At 62.8% G+C, this 22,152-nt stretch carries 14 protein-coding genes; 11 read left to right on the top strand and 3 right to left on the bottom strand.

The window, feature by feature from the left end; genetic code table 11:
• The first annotated feature begins 9 nt into the window (after positions 1-9).
• Positions 10-1,929, top strand: coding sequence for a dihydroxy-acid dehydratase (gene ilvD / locus JOE62_RS08000; protein ID WP_038991343.1), 1,920 nt, complete (start codon positions 10-12; stop codon positions 1,927-1,929).
• Between the two features lie 141 nt (positions 1,930-2,070).
• Here the strand turns inward: ilvD and JOE62_RS07995 are convergent, their stop codons facing one another.
• Positions 2,071-9,609 carry a prealbumin-like fold domain-containing protein gene (locus JOE62_RS07995; protein ID WP_204721699.1) on the bottom strand — a complete coding sequence of 2,513 codons (7,539 nt, stop codon included), beginning with the start codon at positions 9,607-9,609 and terminating at the stop codon, positions 2,071-2,073.
• Here JOE62_RS07995 and JOE62_RS07990 point away from each other — a divergent pair.
• The 8 genes from JOE62_RS07990 (at position 9,599) to hpaD (ending at position 19,126) form a co-directional block, all read left to right on the top strand.
• The gene (locus JOE62_RS07990; protein WP_204721697.1) at positions 9,599-10,054 is read left to right on the top strand and encodes a hypothetical protein; all 456 of its coding nucleotides are present in this window, start codon (positions 9,599-9,601) and stop codon (positions 10,052-10,054) included. The two genes, JOE62_RS07995 and JOE62_RS07990, sit on opposite strands and share 11 nt — an antisense overlap.
• A gap of 776 nt (positions 10,055-10,830) precedes the next feature.
• Positions 10,831-11,910 carry an efflux RND transporter periplasmic adaptor subunit gene (locus JOE62_RS07985; RefSeq protein WP_204721695.1) on the top strand — a complete coding sequence of 360 codons (1,080 nt, stop codon included), beginning with the start codon at positions 10,831-10,833 and terminating at the stop codon, positions 11,908-11,910.
• Complete coding sequence (locus tag JOE62_RS07980) at positions 11,900-12,607, top strand: ABC transporter ATP-binding protein (RefSeq protein WP_204721693.1); 708 nt, start codon at positions 11,900-11,902, stop codon at positions 12,605-12,607. Before JOE62_RS07985 ends, JOE62_RS07980 begins: the two co-directional genes overlap by 11 nt.
• Positions 12,604-13,839 carry an ABC transporter permease gene (locus tag JOE62_RS07975; RefSeq protein WP_204721691.1) on the top strand — a complete coding sequence of 412 codons (1,236 nt, stop codon included), beginning with the start codon at positions 12,604-12,606 and terminating at the stop codon, positions 13,837-13,839. Before JOE62_RS07980 ends, JOE62_RS07975 begins: the two co-directional genes overlap by 4 nt.
• Positions 13,840-14,226: 387 nt before the next feature.
• A complete protein-coding gene (locus tag JOE62_RS07970) occupies positions 14,227-15,729 on the top strand; it encodes a fumarylacetoacetate hydrolase family protein (RefSeq protein ID WP_204721689.1) in 1,503 nt (500 codons plus the stop codon).
• Positions 15,729-16,436, top strand: a complete 708-nt coding sequence (locus JOE62_RS07965; RefSeq protein ID WP_204721687.1) for a GntR family transcriptional regulator — start codon at positions 15,729-15,731, stop codon at positions 16,434-16,436. Before JOE62_RS07970 ends, JOE62_RS07965 begins: the two co-directional genes overlap by 1 nt.
• A gap of 32 nt (positions 16,437-16,468) precedes the next feature.
• Positions 16,469-17,965: a 5-carboxymethyl-2-hydroxymuconate semialdehyde dehydrogenase gene (gene hpaE, locus JOE62_RS07960; RefSeq protein ID WP_204721685.1), complete on the top strand. Its 1,497-nt coding sequence runs from the start codon at positions 16,469-16,471 to the stop codon at positions 17,963-17,965.
• A gap of 63 nt (positions 17,966-18,028) precedes the next feature.
• Positions 18,029-19,126 carry a 3,4-dihydroxyphenylacetate 2,3-dioxygenase gene (gene hpaD, locus JOE62_RS07955; protein WP_038991538.1) on the top strand — a complete coding sequence of 366 codons (1,098 nt, stop codon included), beginning with the start codon at positions 18,029-18,031 and terminating at the stop codon, positions 19,124-19,126.
• 133 nt (positions 19,127-19,259) lie between these two features.
• On the opposite strand, the gene JOE62_RS07950 is transcribed toward hpaD, so the two are convergent.
• Together JOE62_RS07950 and JOE62_RS07945 are read right to left on the bottom strand one after the other, a co-directional pair.
• Positions 19,260-20,255: a permease prefix domain 1-containing protein gene (locus JOE62_RS07950; protein WP_204721683.1), complete on the bottom strand. Its 996-nt coding sequence runs from the start codon at positions 20,253-20,255 to the stop codon at positions 19,260-19,262.
• 1 nt (position 20,256) lies between these two features.
• Complete coding sequence (locus tag JOE62_RS07945; RefSeq protein WP_204723251.1) at positions 20,257-20,586, bottom strand: PadR family transcriptional regulator; 330 nt, start codon at positions 20,584-20,586, stop codon at positions 20,257-20,259.
• A 163-nt stretch (positions 20,587-20,749) separates the two neighbouring features.
• Here JOE62_RS07945 and JOE62_RS07940 point away from each other — a divergent pair, with 163 nt between their 5' ends.
• Both JOE62_RS07940 and JOE62_RS07935 read left to right on the top strand, forming a co-directional pair.
• Positions 20,750-21,199: an HD domain-containing protein gene (locus JOE62_RS07940; protein ID WP_204721682.1), complete on the top strand. Its 450-nt coding sequence runs from the start codon at positions 20,750-20,752 to the stop codon at positions 21,197-21,199.
• A 184-nt stretch (positions 21,200-21,383) separates the two neighbouring features.
• Complete coding sequence (locus JOE62_RS07935; RefSeq protein ID WP_204721680.1) at positions 21,384-22,046, top strand: phosphoribosyltransferase; 663 nt, start codon at positions 21,384-21,386, stop codon at positions 22,044-22,046.
• The last annotated feature ends 106 nt before the right edge of the window (positions 22,047-22,152 follow it).

Genomic DNA, 22,152 nt, shown 5'->3' with positions numbered 1-22,152 from the left:
ATTTTAGGTATGACCACACTTCGTTCACACACTGTCACCCATGGCCGCAATATGGCCGGCGCTCGCGCACTGTTCCGCGCAGCCGGCGTGAACGGCGCCGACCTCGGACGCAAGCCGATCATCGCGGTCTCCAACAGCTTCACCGAGTTCGTTCCCGGACACACCCACCTGCAGCCGGTTGGCCGCATCGTGTCCGAGGCCATCGAGGCAGCCGGCGGCATTCCCCGCGAATTCAACACCATCGCGGTGGATGACGGCATCGCCATGGGCCACGGCGGCATGCTCTACTCCCTGCCGTCCCGCGATCTGATTGCGGACTCGGTGGAGTACATGGTCAATGCGCACTGTGCTGACGCGCTGATCTGCATCTCCAACTGCGACAAGATCACCCCCGGCATGCTCATGGCCGCACTGCGCCTGAACATCCCGACCGTCTTCGTCTCCGGCGGACCCATGGAATCGGGCCGCGCCACCCTGGTTGACGGCACCGTGCGCACCCTGGACCTGGTGGACGCCATCTCCGAGGCAGTGAACGAGAACGTCTCCGATGCCGACCTGCTGCGCATCGAAGAGTCCGCTTGCCCTACCTGTGGTTCCTGCTCGGGCATGTTCACCGCCAACTCCATGAACTGCCTGACCGAAGCCATGGGCCTCTCGCTGCCAGGCAACGGCTCCACCCTGGCCACCCACACCGCGCGCAAGGACCTGTACCAGAACGCCGGCAAGCTGGTGGTCGATATCGCCAACCGCTACTACGGCGAAGACGACGAGACCGTGCTGCCACGCAGCATCGCCACCAAGAAGGCCTTCGGCAACGCCATGGCACTTGATATCGCCATGGGCGGTTCCACCAACACCATCCTGCACTTGCTGGCCGCCGCCCGCGAGGCCGGCGTGGACTTCGGCCTGGATGAGATTGACGAAGTCTCCCGCCGCGTGCCATGCCTGGCCAAGGTGGCACCGAACGCTGCCGGCAACGGCACCATCTACTACATGGAAGATGTCCACCGCGCCGGCGGCATCCCTGCCATCCTCGGCGAATTGCGCCGTGGCGGCCTGCTGGATGAAACCGTGCACACCGTCCACTCGGCAACCCTGGGCGAATGGCTCGATAACTGGGACATCCGCGGCGGCAAGGCGACGCAGGAATCCTTCGACCTGTGGCACGCGGCCCCGGGCGGCAAGCGCTCCTCCACCGCATTCTCGCAGTCCGAGAAGTGGGCGGCCCTGGACACCGATGACGCCGAAGGCTGCATCCACTCGGTAGAGAACGCCTACTCCAAGGACGGCGGCCTGGCCGTGCTGCGCGGCAACATCGCCGTGGACGGCGCAGTGGTCAAGACCGCTGGAGTCGACCCGTCGATCTGGACCTTCTCCGGCCCTGCGGTGGTCTGCGAATCCCAGGACGAGGCAGTGGAGAAAATCCTGAACAAGCAGGTGAAGGAAGGCGACGTAGTGGTCATTCGCTACGAAGGACCGAGGGGCGGTCCCGGCATGCAGGAAATGCTCTACCCGACCTCGTTCCTCAAGGGCCGTGGCCTGGGCAAGTCCTGCGCGCTGATCACCGATGGCCGCTTCTCCGGCGGCACCTCGGGCCTGTCCATCGGCCACGTCTCCCCCGAGGCGGCCTCCGGCGGCTTGATCGCGCTGGTTGAAGATGGCGATACCATCTCCATCGACATCCCGACCCGCGAGCTGACCTTGAATGTCTCCGACGAGGTTCTGGCCCAGCGCCGCGAGCGCTTGATCGCCACCACCGGCTATCATCCGAAGAACCGCGAGCGCGTGGTCTCCCCTGCGCTGCGCGCCTACGCCGCCATGGCGTTGTCCGCAGACAAGGGTGCGGTCCGCGACGTCGACAGCGTGGAGCGCGCCATGCGCGAAGCCCACGAGCGTGAAGCTGCAGCCCAGAGCGCATCTCAGATCTAGCCTGTAGGCTTGACCGCGGCAGCAGGCCCGGATCTCTTGTGAAAGAGGTCCGGGCCTGCTCTGTTGATTCTGCATTTGCCCGGCACGCCGAATGCCGGCCCTGCCCCGAAAGGCAGGACCGGCATCCAGCTGGCGCACGGACTATGGGTTCCGGCGACGGTACCGAAGCAGGATCAATGCTCCGGCGATAATCACCATCCCTGCAGCCCCTGCCAGCCACAACGTGCCCTGGTCAAGGCCGGTTGCTGCGAGCGGTGCTGGCGGGGCAGGTGGTGCTGGCGGGGCAGGTGGTGCTGCCGGCGCTGGCGGTGCCGGAGGAGCTGGCGGTGCCGGTGGCGCTGCCTGCGGAGCCTCGGAGCAAACTTCCACGTCCGCCGAATCCGAATTGTTCGAGTCCTCGCCGGATGCCTCCGGGATTATCGCGGTATTCGTCATCGTCCGGCACTTGCCGGCAATGCCGTCCAAGACCAGTTCGTACGTGAACTTCTTGCTCTGCTCTTCGGCCTTGACCTTGCCCAGTTCCCGTGGATTCTCGGGATTCGTGTAGTCATCGAAGACCGTCACCATCTCATCGGTGGACGATGCCGCTTCGAACTCCAGCGGAGCCTTGGCACTGACCGTCTGCGTGGTTCCTTCCACGTCGGTCCAGCTGGCGTTCACCGTGTTATCGTGGCCGGTGTAATCGGCCTCGGCAACCGGGGATTCGAAGGAGCAGCTGTACTTCACGGTCCGGGTCTCCCCGGCCAGGAGCATCAGCTTCCCATCCGCCAATCCTTCGATGGAGCAGGTGGCCCCTTCGATGGACAGCTTGTCTTCGAGGAGCACTTGCGTGTCCTTGAAGTCATTCGGGTTGGCCACGGTGATCTCACCGGTGACGGTGAAGTCCTGGTCTTCGTAGCCCTCCAGGCTTGCCTCGACCGTGTACTCGGCCGTGGCTTGCCCATCCGGTTCAACCTCGAACTTCGTCTCCTTCGCGTCCTTGCGGATCGACCAGTCGTAGTCCCTGGCGTACTGGGCGTCGGCGCTCTTGGCGATCATCAGTCCCTGCTCGATGCACAGTTGCAGGTCCACCGAGGATTCGTCCTTGCCGTTGCCGTCCGTTTCCTCGTGCACTGCCGCGGTATTGATGTATACCGTGCAGGTACCCGCTTCGGGCTCCAATACCTGTTCGTATTCGAACTGCATTGGCGCTTGCGGGACATGGACTACCCCGAGCACCTTCGGTTCGGCCTCAGGATCCATCATGTCATCGGTGACCGTCACCGATTCGTCCGTGACTGCATCGATCGTGAAGTCGATCGGTGCTTCGGCACGCACCTCGCGGTCATCGAAGGTGGCAATCACGGTGTTGACCGCTCCCTCGAAGGCATCGGTGGTGAGCCAGCTGGCCAGTTCGCATTCATACCGGGCCCCCAAGTTCTCCCCGGCATCGAGCACGACCTGCAATCCAGCTGCCGCTTCATCGGCATCCTCCGCATCGATCCGGCAGCTGGTGCCAGCTGTATCGATCCGGTCTTCCAAGGTGGCGGTGATGGAACCGAACTCATTCGGGTTCTGCACCATCACTTCACCGGACAGCCGCAAATTCTGCTCGGCGACTGCGGTGTTGCGAGCTTCCACCCAGTAGTGCGCGGTGAACGTGCCATCCTCATTCTGCGTGAGCTTGCTCTGGTCGATCCGCTTCTCTACCTCCCATTCGTAATCCAGATCCACCAGCCCCTGTGCGGTCTTCTGCAGGCCCAGGGCCTTCTGGCCGCAGAGGGTCACGGTGGTCGAGTCCTCGGCCCCGGTCTGCTTGATCACCGCGGTATTGGTGAACTGGGTGCAGGTGCCGGCTTCGGCCTGGTGGCGCAGGGTGTAGTCGAAGTCGATCGGGGTGCCTTCGGCATTCCAGATCGCTTCGCCCAGCACTACCGGCGACTCGGGGTTGGTCTTGTCATCGATGACGGTGACCTGCTTGTCGGTTTCGGCATCCAGCAGGTAGTCCACCGGCGCGGTGGCCGTGGCCATCGAGTCCTCGCCCCAGGTTGCCGTGACGGTGTTGCTGCCGCTGAGCTCATCCGGGGTGCCCGAGCAGCTGTAGGGCAGCTGCACCGTGGCGCCGACTCCGTCGCCGCCCACCGGGACCGCGACTTGCAGGCCCTCGGTTTGCGGATCGGCATCCTCGGCATCGATGGTGCACGTCACCCCTTCGATGCTGATCTCGTCGGTGATGGTGGCCACCGTCGAGGCCGATGCGAAGCGGTTCGGATTCACCAGCACGATCATGCCGTGCACTTCATGCCCGGAATCCTCCGAACCATCCGGAATGGCCGATACCGTGTAGGAGAAGTCGGCGGTGCCGTCTTCGGCCACGGTGACCTCGGTGCGGTCGGCCTTCTTCTCAAGATCCCAGAAGTAGGTCCGGTCGAAGCTGGCTTCGGCGTCCTTGGTGAGCATCAGGTCGAGCAGGCCGCACAGCTGCACGGTCGCGTCATCGCGCGGATCCTCACCCGCATCGATATCAACCCAGGCGGTGTTCGTGTAGCTCATGCATTCGCCGGCGGGAGCATCATGCTCCAGCTGGTATTCGATGAGCACCGGCGAATCGTCGATGTCCACGGTGCCAAGCAGCACCGGCTCCTCGGGATTCGTCTGGTCATCCCAGATCTCGACCTCGCGGTCGATTTCCATGTCAAGGGCGAACTCGATCGGCACCTGCGTGCTCGATGCCCGGTCATCGCCCCAGCTGGCCGTCGCGGTGTTGGTGCCGCCGCTGTAGGAGCCGGGATCGACTCCTGCCGAGACATCGCAGCTGTAGCCGACGGTAATCGTACCGTTGGCCGGGATGCTCACCAGCGATTCCGAGGTGGTGCAGGTGATGCCCTCCAGATCGACCACGTCCTGGATGGTGGCATCGATGCCGGTGTAGTGGTTCGGGTTGGTGATGGTGATCTTCCCTTCCAGCACCCATCCCGAATCCTCGTGCCCGGTGTTCTCCACCTTGACCACGTAGTCCACCGGCTCGCTGGCCGCACCGTCCGTCGTGATCTTCTCGTCCTGGCCTTCGGCCAGCGACTTCTCGATCTGCCACTGGTAGGTGCGGTCGTACTGGGCGTCAACGGTCTTGCTGATTTCCAGGGCCGCCTCGCGGCAGGCCTCGGCGAGCGCATTGTCCGTCGCGGTGAAGCCGTCATCTCCGGTGAGCGTGGCGACGTTCTCGAAGACCTGGCAGGTGCCTGCCTCGTCCACGGTCCACGTCACCGAGTAGTCCCGGCTTTGCGGCCCATCGGAGACGTCCACGATCCATGGCGGATCGAACTCGTGGGCGCTGTCGGTGATGGTTACCGTGTCATTCAGCGGCGTCTGGGTCCAGTCGGCTTCCGAGATCTCCACGGTATCCGAGTCCTGGCTGTTGACCGTGCTCAGCGCCTGGGCATCCCAATCCACGGTGGCGGTATTGCTGCCGTCGTAGTCAGGCTGGGATTCGAAGGTGCACGAATAGGTCATCACCCATTCGGCCCCTGCCGGGATCACCGTCTGGAAGCCGGCTTGCTCGGCGGACATGTCCGCCACCGCTTCACCGCGCACCCCGGTGATCGTGCAGGCCACGTCCACGCCGACATCGGCGAAGTCCTGCACCGTAACCGGCGCGTCCTGCCAGTCGTTCGGGTTGCTGAGCGTGATTTCTCCGCTCATCGCCCAGTTGCCGTCCTCGTGGCCCTCGGGGGTCACGGTGATCCGGTAGTTCGCGGTGACCTCGCCGGTATTCGGGTTGGCTGCCAGCGGTTGGCCGGAGAGCAGTTCCTTGTCTAGCGACCACAGGTAGGAGCGGTCGAAGGAGGTCACGACGTTCTTCGCGATATCAAGATCCGCGCCGGCGCACACCGTGGTGCTGGCCGAAGCCGTGTTCTCTTCGCCCTCGCCGGTGGCCTCATCGAGCACCGCGGTGTTGGTGTACTCGGTGCAGGTTCCGGCAACGCCCTGCAGTTCCAGGTCGTATTCGAAGGCCTTCGGCGATTCCTCGGCGGTGGCGGTGCCGAGCACCACTTCCTGGCCCTCGACGGTCTGGTCATCGGTGATGGTGACTTCGCCGTCGGTCAGCTTCGATTGCTCGAAGCCGAAGCCGACTTCCGTTTCGGCCTGGCGTTCCTGGCCCCAGCTCACCGTTGCGGTATTCGTGTACTGCGCGGTGATGTCGGTGTCCGTGGGCACCTGGCAGTCGTAGTCGAGCGTGATACTCTCCCCGTCCGCCAGCACGACCTGGAAACCGTCCGCATTCTCATCCGCGTCGGTCCCGCCGATGGTGCAGGTGGCTGACGGGATGGAGAGCACGTCGGCGACCGTTGCCGTCAGTTCCCCGACTTGCGTATTCGGGTTGCTGATGGTGATGGTTCCTGACACCTGCTTCGCGCTGTCCTGCGCCGAGCCGGCGGTGGCCACGACCGTGTAGTGCGCGGTGACCGTGCCGTCGCCGGCGACGGTGAACTCGCTCTGGTCAACCTGCTTGTTCAGCGACCAGTCGTAGTCGCGTTCGTAGCTGGCGTCCACGTCCTTCGTGATGACCAGGTTCTTCTGGTCGCAGATGGACACGTCCTGCGAGTCCTCGATGTCCTCGCCGGTCAGATCCACCCAGGCGGTGTTCGTGAAGACCAGGCATTCATCGCGTGGCACTTCATAGGTGATCTGGTAGCTGAAGCTCTTTGGAGCGTCGGCGTAGTTCACCGTGCCCAGCAGTACCGGGTCGCCGGATGGCTCAGCCTGGTCATCCCAGACGTCAACGGTTGCATCGGTGGTCTCATCGAGGATGAATTCGATGGGCACCGGCTGGCTTTCAGCCTGCAGCCCATCGCCCCAGGTGACAATCGCCGTATTGGTGTGGCCGGTGTAGTCGGCCTCGGCAACGGCCGATGCATCGCAGCTGTAGTCCACGGTGATCGAGTCGCCGCGCGGCACCACTTGCTGCATGCCCGCCATGCCCGGATTCGAGTCCTCGGCCACGATGGTGCAGGCGGCCGAGAGGGTGTTCTCGTCGCTGATCGTCACTTCGAGATCTTCGAAGTCGTTGGGATTATTCACGGTAATGGATCCGGAAAGCTGCTGCCCTGAATCCTCATACCCGGTGTTGTCCACCAGCACCGTGTAATCGACGGTAGCTGTTCCGTCTTCCTCGACCACGACATCTGGCCGCTGGCCTTCGGCCAGCTGCTTGTCGATGCTCCACAGGTAGGTGCGGTCATAACTGGCCGTCGCGTCCTTGGTAACGGTCAGGCCTGCCTGGCGGCATGCCTCGACCTCGGCGTCATCGCTCTTGACCAGCTGGTTGCTGCCGGTGATCGTGGCGGTGTTCATGAAGCTCTGGCACGTGCCTGCTTCGTCCACGGTCCAGGTGTATGAATAGGTCCTGGTCTGCGGGCCATCGGAGTAGCTGATGGTCCAGGCCGGATCGAACTCATGCAGCGGATCGGTGACGGTCACGGTCTCGTTCAGCGGTGTCTGCGTCCAGTCGTCCGCATCGACGTCAACCACCTTGGTGGCGCTGGATGATGCGGTGGACGCTTCGCTGGCTGACCAGGTGACCTCGGCGGTATTGCTGCCTTCATAGTTCGGCTGCGATTCAAAGGTGCAGCTGTAGGTGAAGGTCAGCGTTTCGGAGGCATCCAGAGTCGCTTGGAAGCCCGGAGCGGCCGGATCGGCATCCATCGTGTCCGGGTCGCCGGCAATGCCGACCACCTGGCAGGTGGCGTCGCCGCCCACATCGACCTGGTCGGTGACGGTCACGTCAACCGATTGCCAGTCGTTGGGGTTGGTTACGGTGATGGTTCCGCTCATGGCCCAGTCGCTGTCCGTGTAGCTTTCGGGAGTGACGGTGACCGAGTACTCGGCGGTGAATTCGCCGGTTTCAGGATCCGCGGTGAACGGCTGCTCGCCCAGGGCATTCTTGACGATGCTCCAGTCGTAGCTGCGGTTGAAGCTGGAGACGACCAGCTTCTCGATGCTCAGGTCCTGGCCGATGCAGATTTCCACCGTGGCATCATCGGTCAGTGTTTCCCCGTCATCCGTGGCGAGGCTGGCGATGTTCTTGTAGTCGGTGCATTGGCCGAGCACGCCATCCCATTCGATGGTGTAGGCGAAGGTCTTCGGACTGTCAGCTACCGTGACCGTGTTGCCGCCCTCGATGCCCGACAGGTCGAATTCGCTATCGGTGACAGTTACTTCGTCATCCGTCACCGTTGGCGAAACGTCCGCGAAGTCGTAGCCGGCCGAGGCGCTGGCCTGGCCATCGGTGCCGTAGTAGTCCTCCGCGTCCCAGGTTGCCGTGACCGTGTTGGTGCCGGCGCTGCCGGCGCTGGTTCCCTCGGGCAGGTCGCATTCATAAGTGAAGGACGTCTCGCCTGGCTGTATAGTCAGCGGGTTGGTGATCGGCGATCCGCCAGCGGAAATGACGCAGTTGGCGCCGTCGAGCTGGTCGACCAGGGAAACCCCTGTCATCGCCGTATCATTCGGGTTGTTCACGGTGATGGTGCCGGACAACTCGAAGTTGCTGTCCTGGGCCTCGCTGGCGGTGGCGACCACGTTGTAGTCGACCTCCACTCCGGTGGCCATCGCCTCTACCGTGGCTTCCTGGCCTTCGGCCAAGGACTTGACCAGATCCCAGTCGTAGTCGCGGTCATAGGATGCCTGGACATCCTTTTGGAGAGTGAGCTCCTCATAGGTGGTCTTCGTATTGGTGAAAGTACAAGTGACTTCATCATTGTCGACCAACTCGAAGGTGATGGAAGTCCCGCTGCGAATTGCGGCGGCACCGGTGCAGGTGATATCAGATAGATTCCATCCCGCTGGCAGGCTGTTCTCTGTAACGGTTAACGTGGACGGAGCCACGGTGTAGGTGACGCTGCTTGGCAGGTCCGCACCTGTATCTGAATCCGCGCTGTCATCGAGGTTGAATGACGTCGAGTCGCCGAAGCGGTCCTCAGCGAGCGTGAACGCGAAGTCCGTGCCGTCGGCAGGTACTGCGTCCTTGATAATGGTCACGAAGCCCGCTTGGACCGCACCTGCCTGAATCTGGTTGTCCCGTTGGCCAACGGACTTGCAATTCAGCGATGAAATCACGACGTGATACGGTGACCCGTTGATCGACGAAGCGCCGGTGCCCGGCCCGTGATCCAGTTCGGAGGCGATATGCGCATCGAAGAGCAGAGTGACGTCTGATTCTTCGCCTTCGGCTCCGTCGACCCACAGCGTGATATAGACGGTGTCGACGCGGTCATCCCCGCTCCCCTCGACAACGGTCCAGCCCGTGATCTCGGCCCCCGTAGCGGATTGGTTGAGCAGATAGTCGTAGGCCCACTTGCCGGCCTGCTTGACCTGGTACTTGATGACCAGCTCATTCTCGCCTGCTGGCAACGTCATCTCGACGCGCTGGTGCACGACGCCGCCTTCATAGAGGCCGTCGTGCACGTTGCCGTTGGCATAGTCCGGCATCTCGTCTGACTTCTGCATGAAGGTGTCGACCGAACCCTCGCCTGCGTTGTACTCGCAGGTTACCGGTTCACCTGGCTCTAGGGCCGCGGCAGCAAGCGGCTCGCGGGCCGCTGCCGAAGACTCGGCAGACTCTTCCGATTCCGAAACTTCGGCCTTCGGCTGCGCAAGTTTCGGCGAAGCCGTGTCCTTCAGCTTCTTTTCCTGCTTGGGTGCCACCGATTCCACACGTTCGGATTTAGGTGCTGGTTTCGTGGTTTCCGCTGATTTTGGCTGGTCTGGCTTTTCAGATTCTGGTGCAGGTGCCGGGTCCGGCTCGGGTTCGGCTACTGCATCTTTGTCAGGAGCCGATGCCTTGGTACGATTTTCTGCTTCAGCAGCTGGCGATTCCTCCGCCGTGGTTGCCTCTGAAGATTCCTCAGCTTCGACCGCTGTTTCCTCTGTGGACTTCGTGTCCACGGCGGCTGCGGAGTCCTCCGATTCAGTTGCCGGCTGTGTGGCCGCGGTTTCTTCCCCAACAGAAGTTTCGGCGGCAACTGCCATGCCCGGAATGGTCATGACAAAACACAAGGAAATTGACGAAATTATCGCCAAAAATGGCTTTAAAGATCCTTTTAAAATAGTTTTGCGACGCGAATTTGGCACAAAAGTGCCACGCCTTTGATGCCTAGACATTTCTCCCCCATACAAGAATGTCCAGAGTGGATCGCGCGGCGTGTAAGTGCGATCCACCCGAAAAAGAGCGAGCGGTAGTAAGGCTCTGACCTCAGATAATAAAAGCCTGGCCTAAGATGCAGCCACCCCATGTGGCTCAACTGCTCAGGATAAGTTCCCCAATGCATCTAAAGATGCGAAATGAATGCGAGTGTTTCAATTCGTCTTTAAATCCCCCAATTCAAGACAACGATATGCCGACATCCTACGCCGGGATCCAGATTTTTACCAGCAGTTAGAGGGAAATAATTTTGGCACAGAATGAAGCAAATGATGCACTTCTTCCTCTGTGGATTAAACCGTCTTGTCATCCCCGCTATTCTCGATCCTGGCACTGTCCGAACACCGGAATCGCGCGGTCGGGACATCCAGATCGACCCCATTTAACTGTGCACGCCATACCGCGGGGCCACGTCCGGTTCCGCTGCGCGCAGGGCTCCCAGCGTCACCTGTTCCGTGAACCCTGCTGCACCCGGAGGAAGGCTGGGAGTTCAGCGTGCCAATCGCCTTTGGAGGCCCCATGGCAATCGACGCCACGGCGCTCCGCACAGGGCGCCTCGCGCGCAACGAACTCAAATGCACCCTTCGATCAGTAACTTGACTAGCGGGTCTGACTAGCAAAGTAAAAATACATCTCAATCTGATAAAGGTTACGCGTTTCTCTTGATTAGGCTTGGAGGTTGCAGTTGGCTCGGGTAATTTTTGTATGGTGAAAAGAGCAACTCTATGAGCCAACGCCGCGCGTTCCGCCGCGTTTTCCTTCCCGCTGCCTGGCTGGTCATCGGCGCTTTGATCGCCGTCAGCCTCGTGAAGCTCGCGTTTGCCGGCGGTACTTCCGCCGCCGACGACGACCTGTTCCCCACCGGAGAAATCCCGGCCGAGACCGTTTTTGCCGAAAAAGCAACGGTCGAGAACAAGCTGACCATCCCCGGAACCATCAAGCTCACCGAATCCAAAGAGCTGAACGCTCCCGTGGACGGCGTCGTCAACTGGGCCTTCGTCAAACCCGGTGACAATGTCTCCCTTGGCGATCGCATCTTCCAGGTCCGCACAGAGTCCCAGCCTGAAGTCGCTGAAGCCAGCGACTCGGACACCGAAGGTTCCGAAGGCGAACAATTGACGGTGGAAGCTGCTCCCGTCGTGAAGTACCACGATGTCTACGCATCGGCCACCGGCAAGGTAGGCGCTTTCCAGATCGAGATTGGCGATGACGTCACCAAGGGCACGGGCCTCGGCTCCATCCAGCCGCAGGAATTCCTGGCGGCCGGTTCGATCGATCCGCTGGATCGCTACCGCCTGATGGACGAAACCCTCGAAGCAATGATCACTATTGACGGCGGGCCGGAGCCCTTCACGTGCAAGGATCTGTCTGTCGGGGACAGCGCGTCGAAGAAATCCAACGCCAGCACGGCGGAGCAGGATATGGAATCGTCCATGGATCCAATGGCCACCGGCGAATCTCCGGAGAGCTCTTCAAGCAGCGAGATTTCATGTGCTGTTCCAGCTGACGTCGTCGTCTTCGACGGGCTGAACATGAACATGGAAATCGATGCCGGCACCGTCGAGGATGCAGTGACTGTACCGGTATCTGCAGTCCGCGGCCTGGTTGGCCAGGGCGCGGTGTGGAAACTGGATGAGAACGGCAAGGAAATCCGCACCGAAGTCGAGCTTGGCGTGACCGATGGAAAGATCATCGAGGTGGTTTCCGGACTGACTGACGAGACCGAAATCCTTCGTTTCGTCCCGGGATCCACCCCGGCGCCTGGCGAAATGATGCAGATGGAGTCCTACTCAGATGAGTGGTGAGCCATTGCTGAAGCTCGAGGACGTCACCCGCAGCGTCCTACTGCCCGATGACAGCGAGCTGCATATCCTCAACGGGATTGATCTCACCGTATCCGAGGGAGACCACATAGCAATCGTCGGACGTTCGGGCACCGGGAAGTCCACGTTGCTGAACATCCTGGGCCTGCTTGATCGTCCGACCAGCGGGAGCCTGCTGTGGCGCGGCAAGGATGCCGCCCGGCTGAGCGCCAAGCAGGCTGCTCATGCCCGCGGCCGCGACCTCGGGTTCGTCTTCCAGCAGTTCAACCTCCTGCCCGGACGCACTGCGCTGGAGAATGTCATGGCTCCGCTGATGTATGCCAGCGGCCGCGATTTCTGGAATCGGCGCAAGCTGGCCACCGAGGCACTGGAACGCGTAGGACTGGGCGGACGCCTGGATTCCATGCCGCAGACCCTCTCGGGTGGCGAGCAGCAGCGCGTGGCGATTGCCCGTGCACTGGTGCGGCGCCCTCGCGTGGTGCTCGCCGATGAGCCCACCGGCGCATTGGACGTCAGCACTGGACGTGCCGTCATGGACTTGCTGGATTCCGCCACGGTTGATTCGGGCGCGGCCCTGATCACCATCACGCACGACAGCAACGTGGCAGCCCTGGCGCGTGAGCAGTTCCGCCTGGATTCAGGGCGGCTGCATCCGCTCGGTGAGGTCGTGGTCCGATGAATGCCCTTGCACGACTAGCTACCGGATTTGCCGCCGCCTTGCTGGAGGCATGGCAGGAACTGCGCATCCACAAATTGCGGGTCTTGCTCTCCTTGATTGGCGTGACCGTTGCCGTGGCATCGCTGACCACCGCCCTGGCCGGCGCCGGCATGGCCCGGCAGATGATGACCGAAACCCTTGAACGCGACGGCCGTCCCGCAATGATCACCACCTATGCCTTCGATGCCCGCTCGGATGGAGGTCCGCAGGGCGATGATTCGGTGGCGCAGGCTTTCGAGAAGACCAGCGCGCGCTTCAAAATCGACTACACCACGATGATCGGCCGCAGCTACGACCAGCGGGTCTCATATCAGGGTATGGCCCTTGAAGCGGAAACCCTGGTGGTTGAGCCGGACTACGCCCCGATGCACCGTCTGGTCATGAGCCAGGGCCGCTGGCTGGAATCCGAGGATGCGCAAAATCTGTCACCCGCCGTGGTGGTTGACCAGAACATCATGAGGGAATTGGGATTGGAAGGCCAGCGCCTGCCGCTCGCCGTCGACTTGGTGAGCAACGGCAACGCCGTGTCTGTCACGGTCATCGGCACCGCCAGTTCCCGATCCTTCGGGATGTCTGGCCAGTTGTGGATGCTGCCGGCCACCTATGACCATTGGTTCGCAGGCCAATCCCCGATGAATGAAGTGGCCTACAAGATGTGGGTGCCTATCGAGGGATCCGAGGAGTTGGCTATGCACTTTGGCCAGCAGATGCAGGCCGAGCTTCCTGGCTTCACCGTCGATTCCCACCGCGAGGATTACCTGATGTGGGGTGCTGATGAGAGCCTGAATCAACTAGCACTAGTGGTTTCCGGCATTGCAGTGATCATCTTGCTGCTTGGCTCGCTGAGCCTGCTGAACGTTGCGATGGTGACCATGAAGCAGCGCATTCGCGAAGTCGGCATCCGCCGCAGCTTCGGCGCCACCACCGGCCGGGTATTCTTCTCGGTCATGATGGAGAGCGTGGTCGCCACCGCCGTGGCTGGCGGCCTGGGCGTGCTGATCTCGGTGGCTCTTGTTTCCAATGAGAGCTTGCTGAACATGGTGCTCGCTACCGAGCTGGACCAGATGCCGCCCTTCCCGCTTGATGCCGCACTGCTGGGCATGGGAGTCTCCGTTGCGGTGGGCGCGCTCACTGGCGTGCTCCCGGCGCTGGTGGCAGCACGCGTGAAGATCGTGGATGCCATCCGCGTGTAGACCACGGCCTGCACTGCCACTTGAACAACTTAATAGCACGAGGCGCTGGCCGGGGAATTCTCTCCGGCCAGCGCCGTTTTTAACGCGGCTTTCAACCTTTAAGGGCCCCTATCGGAATACCGGATCCGCCGGTCCCCGGCCTCCACAAGGCATTCCTGTCGGCAATTGCGCGCTATCGTACATTCGATCTGATGCCCAGATTTCGACGATTCTGGAAAACTCTCGGCGGCGCCAAATTTCGCGTGATTCCGCAGAATTTCCGGCCTTCGATGCCATCTGGCTGAAAGATTCCCGCTTCCCGCTTGACACCGCCTGAGATTGGGACCACACTGATCGTATACGATTTGATGTACGAAATGATGTTCGACGAAAGCAGGCCGATCAACGGTGAGCAATATTGTCCCGGTAACCGAAGAGACCTTCGTGCAGGCAGGCAAGATCCTTGCCGTACACCTGAGCTACTCCTCGCGTGCGGCGCAGCGTGGACGCACCCCGAAATTCCCCAGCTACTTCATGAAGGCCACCAGCTCGCTGGCCGCCAGCGGTTCCACCGTGGAACGCCCTGCCGGCACCGAGCTGCTCGCCTTCGAGGGCGAAATCGCACTGATCATCGGCAAGGCCGCCCGCCGAGTCTCGGTTGAGGACGCCTGGAGCTACGTCGGACAGGTCACCGCGTCGAACGACCTGGGCGTGCACGACATGAAGTACGCGGACAAGGGCTCGAACATCCGCTCGAAGTCCGGCGACGGCTACACCCCGGTCGGCCCCAACGCGCTGGATGCTTCCACCCTGGATCCTGCCAAGCTGCGCGTGCAGACTTGGGTGAACGGCCAGCTCGCCCAGGATGCCGACACCTCGGAACTGCTCTTCTCCTTCGCCACCATCGTCGCCGACCTGTCCCAGCAGATGACCCTGCAGCCAGGCGATATCATCCTCACCGGCACCCCTGCCGGCTCCACCGTCTTCTTCCCAGGCGATGTCGTCGAGGTCGAGGTCACCGACCTGGTTTCCGGCGCATCCACCGGCAAGCTGAAGACCACCGCCATCGAGGGCACCGAAGCCTTCGCCGCATTCGGCAACCAGCCAAAGGTCACCGACAAGGACAAGGAAGACGCCTACGGCGATCGCGAGAGCGCCGGCATGGAACCCCTGATTACCGGCAAGTCGGTGCTGACCGACAAGGTCCGCGAGCAGCTGGCCTCGGTCGCCACCGCCACCCTGTCCGCCACCCTGCGCAAGCGCGGGTTGAACAACGTGAACATCGAGGTTCCCGGTGCCACCAAGGGCATGCAGCGCGTGATCGGCACCGCCCGCACCCTGCGCTACATCCCGAACCGCGAGGACCTGTTCAAGGCCCACGGCGGCGGCTACAACATGCAGAAGCAGTCCATCGACTCGCTCAAGGACGGCGAAATCCTGGTCATGGAAGCCCGCGGCGAGACGGGTTCGGCCACCCTGGGCGACATTCTGGCCCTGCGTTCCCAGCAGCTCGGTGCCGCCGGCATCATCTCCGATGGCGGCGTGCGCGACCTGGATGCGGTATCCAACCTCCAGATCCCGGTCTTCTACAACGGCGCCCACCCGGCAGTGCTCGGCCGCAAGCACGTGGCCTGGGACAAGGACATCACCGTGGCCTGCGGCGGTGTGTCCGTGCAGCCGGGCGACGTGATCGTGGCCGACTCCGATGGCATCGTGGTCATCCCGCCGGCCATGGTGGCCGAGGTGGCCGCCGAGGCAGCGGTCACCGAGTCCAATGACGAATTCATCTTCGCCATGGTCAAGCGAGGCCACGGCATCGAAGGCCTGTTCCCGATGAACGCCGAGTGGAAGGCCAAGTACAACGCCTGGAAGGACGCAGGCAGCCCGGATCTGGACTCATGGTCGCTGTAATGACTGCTTCCAAGTCCGAGGCGGCCTACCAGCTGGTCTCCGAGCGCATCGTCAACGGGGCATACTCCCCCGGCTACCGGCTGGTGCTGGGCACCATTGCCGATGAGCTGGGCTGCTCCGTGGTTCCGGTGCGCGAGGCGATCCGCCGGCTGGAGGCCGAAGGGCTGGTCCACTTCACCCGAAACGTCGGGGCGACGGTGGCCCATGTGGATTCCACGCTCTACCTGCACACCATGCAGACGCTGATGGTCATCGAGCCGGCCGCCACCGCGCTGGCCGCCGATGCCATGGACGCCAAGTGGCTCGCCGAGGCGCGGGCGCTGAACGAGAAGATGCGCCAATGCCTGGAGGACTTCGACCCGGTGGCCTTCACCCGGATGAACACCGAATTCCACCAGCTGCTCTACGGCCAATGCCCCAACCCGCACATTCTGGACCTGGTCCAGCGCGGATGGCGGCGGCTGGCGGCGATGCGCGCGAGCTCCTTCACTCACATCCCGAACCGGGCCCGCGCCTCGGTTGAGGAACACGAGAAGCTGCTGGATCTGATTGCCGATCACGCCACCCCGGCGCAGATCGAGGCCGCGGCGCGCGAGCACCGCGCCCGCACCCTGAACGCCTACCTCAAGGCCGCCGGCATGGCACCGAGCGCCATCTTGCCGGCAGCCCCTGCACTACCCATAGTTTTGCCCAAAGCTATCCGGTGAAAACACCGGGACAACGCACGAAAGGAACTGCCATGAGCAAGCACTTCGTACCGGAAAATCTCCCAACCCACCTGCAGCACTACATCGACGGCGAATTCGTTGACTCCATCGGCGGAGCAACCTTCGACGTGCAGGAACCGGTCACCAACACCAACTACGCCACCGTCGCCTCGGCACAGCCAGAGGACGTGGACCTGGCCGTCGCCGCCGCCAGCAAGTCCTTCAAGGAAGGCCCATGGTCAAAGATGCTGCCGCGCGAGCGTTCCCGCGTGCTGCACAAGATCGCCGACATCGTCGAATCCCGCGACGAGGAACTCTCGCTGCTCGAATCCTACGACTCCGGCCTGCCGATCACCCAGGCCAAGGGCCAGGCCCGCCGCGCCGCCGAGAACTTCCGCTTCTTCGCCGACCTGATCGTCGCGCAGGTGGACAACACCTTCCGCGTCCCGGGCCGCCAGATGAACTACGTGAACCGCAAGCCGATCGGCGTCGCCGCACTGATCACCCCATGGAACGTGCCGTTCATGCAGGAATCCTGGAAGCTGGCCCCGGCCATCGCCACCGGCAACTCGGTGGTCCTGAAGCCGGCCAGCTACACCCCGCTGTCCGCCACCCTGTGGCCAGAGATCTTCCGCGAAGCCGGCCTGCCAGAGGGCGTCTTCAACCTGATCTTCGGCTCCGGCGGCGTGGCCGGCGACTACCTGGTCAAGCACCCGGACGTCCCGCTGGTCTCCTTCACCGGCGACTCCTCCACCGGTGCCACCATCTCCACCGCGGCCGCACCATTCTTCAAGGGCCTGTCCCTGGAGCTGGGCGGCAAGTCCCCTGCCGTGGTCTTCGCCGACGCCGACCTGGAAGCCGCATTGGACGCCACCGTCTTCGGCGTGTTCTCGCTGAACGGCGAACGCTGCACCGCCGGTTCCCGCGTGCTGGTCCAGCGCGAGATCTACGATGATTTCGTTGCCAAGTTCGCGCAGCGCGCCAAGAACATCCGCGTCGGCCTGCCGAGCGACCCGAAGACCGAGGTCGGCTCGCTGGTCCACCCGAACCACTTCGACAAGGTCATGAGCTACATCGAAATCGGCAAGAACGAAGGCCGGCTGCTGGCCGGCGGCGGCCGCGCCGAAGGCTTCGAGAATGAGGGCAACTACGTCGCCCCGACCGTGTTCGCCGATGTCGCACCGGATGCGCAGATCTTCCAGGACGAGATCTTCGGCCCGGTGGTTGCCATCACCCCGTTCGACACCGACGAGGAAGCCCTGGAGCTGGCCAACAACACAAAGTACGGCCTGGCCGCCTACGTGTGGACCTCGAACCTGAAGCGCGCGCACAACTTCGCGCACCAGATCGACTCGGGCATGGTGTGGCTGAACTCGAACAACGTCCGCGACCTGCGCACCCCATTCGGCGGCGTGAAAGCTTCGGGCCTGGGCCGCGAGGGCGGCTACCGCTCGGTGGACTTCTACACCACCCAGCAGTCCATCCAGATCACCCTGAACGAAGCGCACTCCCCGAAGTTCGGCGTCTAGGAAGCACCAGCTTCCCTCCACTAAATTTTTTTGCTTGCAAAGGAGCACATCATGAGCAAAGCGATCGCAAACCCGATCCCAACCCCTTCGGTGCCAGCGCCGGATATCCTGCGCTGCGCCTACGCCGAACTGGTCGTCACCGACCTTGAGCGCTCGCGCAACTTCTACGTCGACGTGCTGGGCCTGCACGTGTCCTACGAAGACGAGAACCAGATCTACCTGCGTTCCTTCGAGGAATTCATCCACCACAACCTGGTGCTGACCAAGGGCCCAGTGGCCGCGCTGAAGGCCATGGCCTTCCGCGTGCGTTCCACCGAAGACGTGGACAAGGCCGAGGCCTACTACAAGGAACTGGGCTGCCGCACCGAGCGCCGCAAGGAAGGCTTCGTGAAGGGCATCGGCGATGCAGTGCGCGTCGAGGATCCGCTGGGCTTCCCCTATGAGTTCTTCTTCGAGACCACCCACGTCGAGCGCCTGCACATGCGCTACGACCTGTACTCGGCCGGCGAGCTGGTCCGTCTGGACCATTTCAACCAGGTGACCCCGGACGTGCCACGCGGCCGCAAGTACCTAGAGGACCTGGGCTTCCGCGTCACGGAGGACATCCAGGACGACGAAGGCACCACCTACGCAGCCTGGATGCACCGCAAGGGCACCGTGCACGACACCGCCCTGACCGGCGGCAACGGCCCGCGTCTGCATCACGTTGCCTTCTCCACCCACGAGAAGCACAACATCATCCAGATCTGCGACAAGATGGGCGCACTGCGCATCTCGGACCGCATCGAACGCGGCCCAGGCCGCCACGGCGTCTCCAACGCGTTCTACCTGTACATCCTGGATCCGGATGACCACCGCATCGAGATCTACACCCAGGACTACTACACCGGCGATCCGGACAACCCGACCATCACTTGGAACGTGCACGACAACCAGCGCCGCGACTGGTGGGGCAACCCGGTTGTGCCTTCGTGGTACACCGAGGCCTCGAAGGTCCTGGATCTGGATGGCAACGTGCAGGAAATCGTCGAGCGCACCGACGACTCCGAACTGGAAGTCACCATCGGCGCCGACGGCTTCTCCTACACCCGTGCCGGTGACGAGGACGGCTCGTACCACGGCCAGGCATCCAAGGGCTTCAAGCTGGGCAACCAGCTCTAAGCCAGGCAAGCTCCCCTAGACCTGGAGCTTGGCAGCTTCCCTGAGCTGCAGCACAAGAATCCCGGGACATCTGCGAATTCCTTCTCCGATGCCCCGGGATTCTGCTTTTTCAGGCTTCGTTCTTCCAAGGAATTCAGACCCGGGCAACGCGCCGTTCGCGCACCGCCTTGCGCCAGCCATCGGCGATGTCCCAACCGACCCCGATGGCGATCCCGAACCCGAGCAGCACAGCCAGGATCCGGAAGACTCCCCCGTTGCCTGCGGTATCCGCATTCCCGGCAGCGAATTCCTCGCCGCCGGCCTGAGCGATGAACGAGAGGAACTCGGGGTTCACCAGCTCCCCGCCCAGCAGCAGGACCAGCACCCAGGCCGCGAAAAGCAGGGCAAGCACGGTGTTCAGCGCTGCCAGCGCGGTAGTCCAGCGGCGCTGCGCATAAAGCGCGAAAGCGAAGACTGCTTCAAGCACCATCAGGCCGAACAGCGCGCCGATCCACCACGGCCACAGTCCCGGATTGAGGATCGCGATCGGCTCGCCGCCGGTCGGGAAGAATCCGCGCACCGCATCCCACACCACCGCCACGACGGCGATGGCCAGGAACACCAGCGAGGCGATCAGCTCGCTGCGTCCGGCGCCATCCTCCTGGACCTCAGGCAGCTGGTCGACATCCCACTTCATGCCGGTGTCCGCGCCGGAGCGCTCGAGCACGACGAAGACCAGCGTGGTCCAGAAGACCAGATGCACGGCCACCTGCAGCCCGATGGCCAGCGCCTGGACGAGGCTCTCGCCGACCTCAGCTCCGGAGAGCAGCTGGCCCAGCAGCACCGCGCCGACCACGCAGACCGGTACGATCCACAACAGCAGCTTCAGCAGCCGCCACCAGGTCAGGTAGTGCTTCGGACCGATCAGGTGCAGCGGCCGGTCCGCGTAGCCCGCGGCAAGCAGGCCGGGATCGCCCAGCTCGGACAGGACTTCGCGTTCAGCCTCGTCCGCGGCCTCACCCTTGTCCGTGCGCGCCTCGATCGCGTCGGCAATCAAGGCTTCGAGCTCGGCGCGGACGTCGTCCTGCAGTTCGGGTTTCAGGCTCCGGATGGTGGCCGAGATGTAGCGTTCGGTCAAGGTGGTAGTCATGTCAGTGCTCCTCTTTGGTGAGCGAGGCGATCGCCGTGGTCAGGGATCGCCATTCGGCGGTCAACGCGTCAGCGAGACGGATGCCGTCGAGCGAGGTCCGGTAGAACTTGCGTGGCCGCGCCTCCTCGGTGTTCCACTCGCTGGTGAGGTACCCCTGCTTCTCCAAACGACGCAGCAGCGGATACAGGGTGTTGGCGTCAGTGGAGAAACCATGATCGCCAAGCTGCTCCAGCAGGCTGTAGCCATACCCGGCGCCGCGCAGCAGCTGCAGGCAGGCCAGTACTACGGTGCCGCGTCGCAGCTCTTGCAGCTGGGTGTCGAACTCTTCCATGTCCACTACATTACTGTGTGTCACACACTACAGTCAATGACACATTAGTGGATCCTGTGGAACGACGTGTTCAATGTCGTAGCCTGGCAGGCCAAATCCTGCCAACCCGCCTCCCGCCACGCGTAAGCTGTAAATCAGCAACAGCCGATCAGTGAGGCGGAACATGGACGAGCAAAAATCGCTAGTTGAATTGGCCAAGGCGATTGCTGTCCGCGCCCACGAAGGCCAGGTCGATAAGCTTGGCGCTGCCTATATCGGGCATCCGGCACGAGTGGCTGGCCATACCCGCGCTCTTGGCGGTTCGCCGGAGGCCATCGCGGCCGCGTGGCTGCATGATGTGATCGAGGATTGCGAGGTGAGCGCGGAGGATCTGCGCAACTCAGGCATTCCCGAAACAGTCATCGAGGCGGTCCAGCTGCTGAGCAAGCGTCCAGGGCAGAGCCTGCAAGAGTATTGCGCAAAAGTGCGCGGCAACTCGCTGGCCTTGCTGGTCAAGCAAGCGGATCTGGCCGACAACACCGACCCTGAACGCACCAGCCAACTGGACCCGGTTACCCGGCAGCGGTTGGCCGAGAAATACCGGCACACCAGGGCACTTCTCGGCCTCCAGTAGCAGCCGGAGTCCTGAGCAGCGTCTGGATTCCCAAGCACTGCTGCTCCCACGCCGGCCCGTGATGCTCCTTGCGTCGACTTTTCAGACTGTCGACTCAAGCACCTGATCACCGCACGGGACATTAAATGCTGGATGTTTCCACCGATACCCTTGCAATCGAGCGCCATTGGGCAAGACTGGAACCATGGCTACAGGTAGAAGCACAGTGTTCGAAAACCGCAGCCATGCCGGCGCCGCGCTGGGCATGAAGCTGTCCACTCTGCTGCCCGCCGGAGACTACACGGTGCTGGGCCTGCTACGCGGCGGGGTGCCCATTGCCTACGAAGTGGCCACGGCGCTCGGCGCCGATCTGGGCGCCGTGGCGGTGCGCAAGCTCGGGGTACCCAGCAATCCCGAGCTGGCATTCGGCGCCATCGCCCGGTATGGGTCCAGCAGCTCCCGCCATATCAACGAGGCCATTTATCGCCGGGCGCTGCAGTATTTCGGCAAGGACGAGCTCGAATCCCTGGAACGAGGCACCGGTGCCGACCTGCTGGCCCTCGCCGACAGGTTCAAGGACTATTGCCCGGATCTCTCCGGGCGCGACTTGCTGCTCTGCGATGACGGGATGGCCACGGGCGCGACGATGAAGGCCGCGCTGGATCTCGTACAGGAGTTGTCCCCTGCCTCCGTCATGCTGGCAGTTCCGGTGGCTTCCCCCGAAACGGTTGCTGAATTGGCGCCCCATGTCGATGGCATCTGCGAACTTCTCACCCCGGGCAATTTCACGGCCGTCGGCGCGTTCTACGAGGATTTCGGCCAAGTCAGCCAGGACCAGGTCCTGGAATTGCTGCGCTCGAAGCGGTAAAGATCGAGTACCGCGCAGTCAAGGGCCGGCGTTGAGGATTCCAGCATGAGTCCCCACTCCGCGCCGCGACCGTCGATCGCCGAGCAGGAGGTTGGCCAGCCACCGG

Source organism: Glutamicibacter nicotianae, from assembly GCF_016907615.1.
GTDB classification, from domain to species: Bacteria; Actinomycetota; Actinomycetes; order Actinomycetales; family Micrococcaceae; genus Glutamicibacter; species Glutamicibacter nicotianae.
Note: the sequence above shows the minus strand (reverse complement) of the source record. Positions and strands in the feature narration are given on the sequence as shown.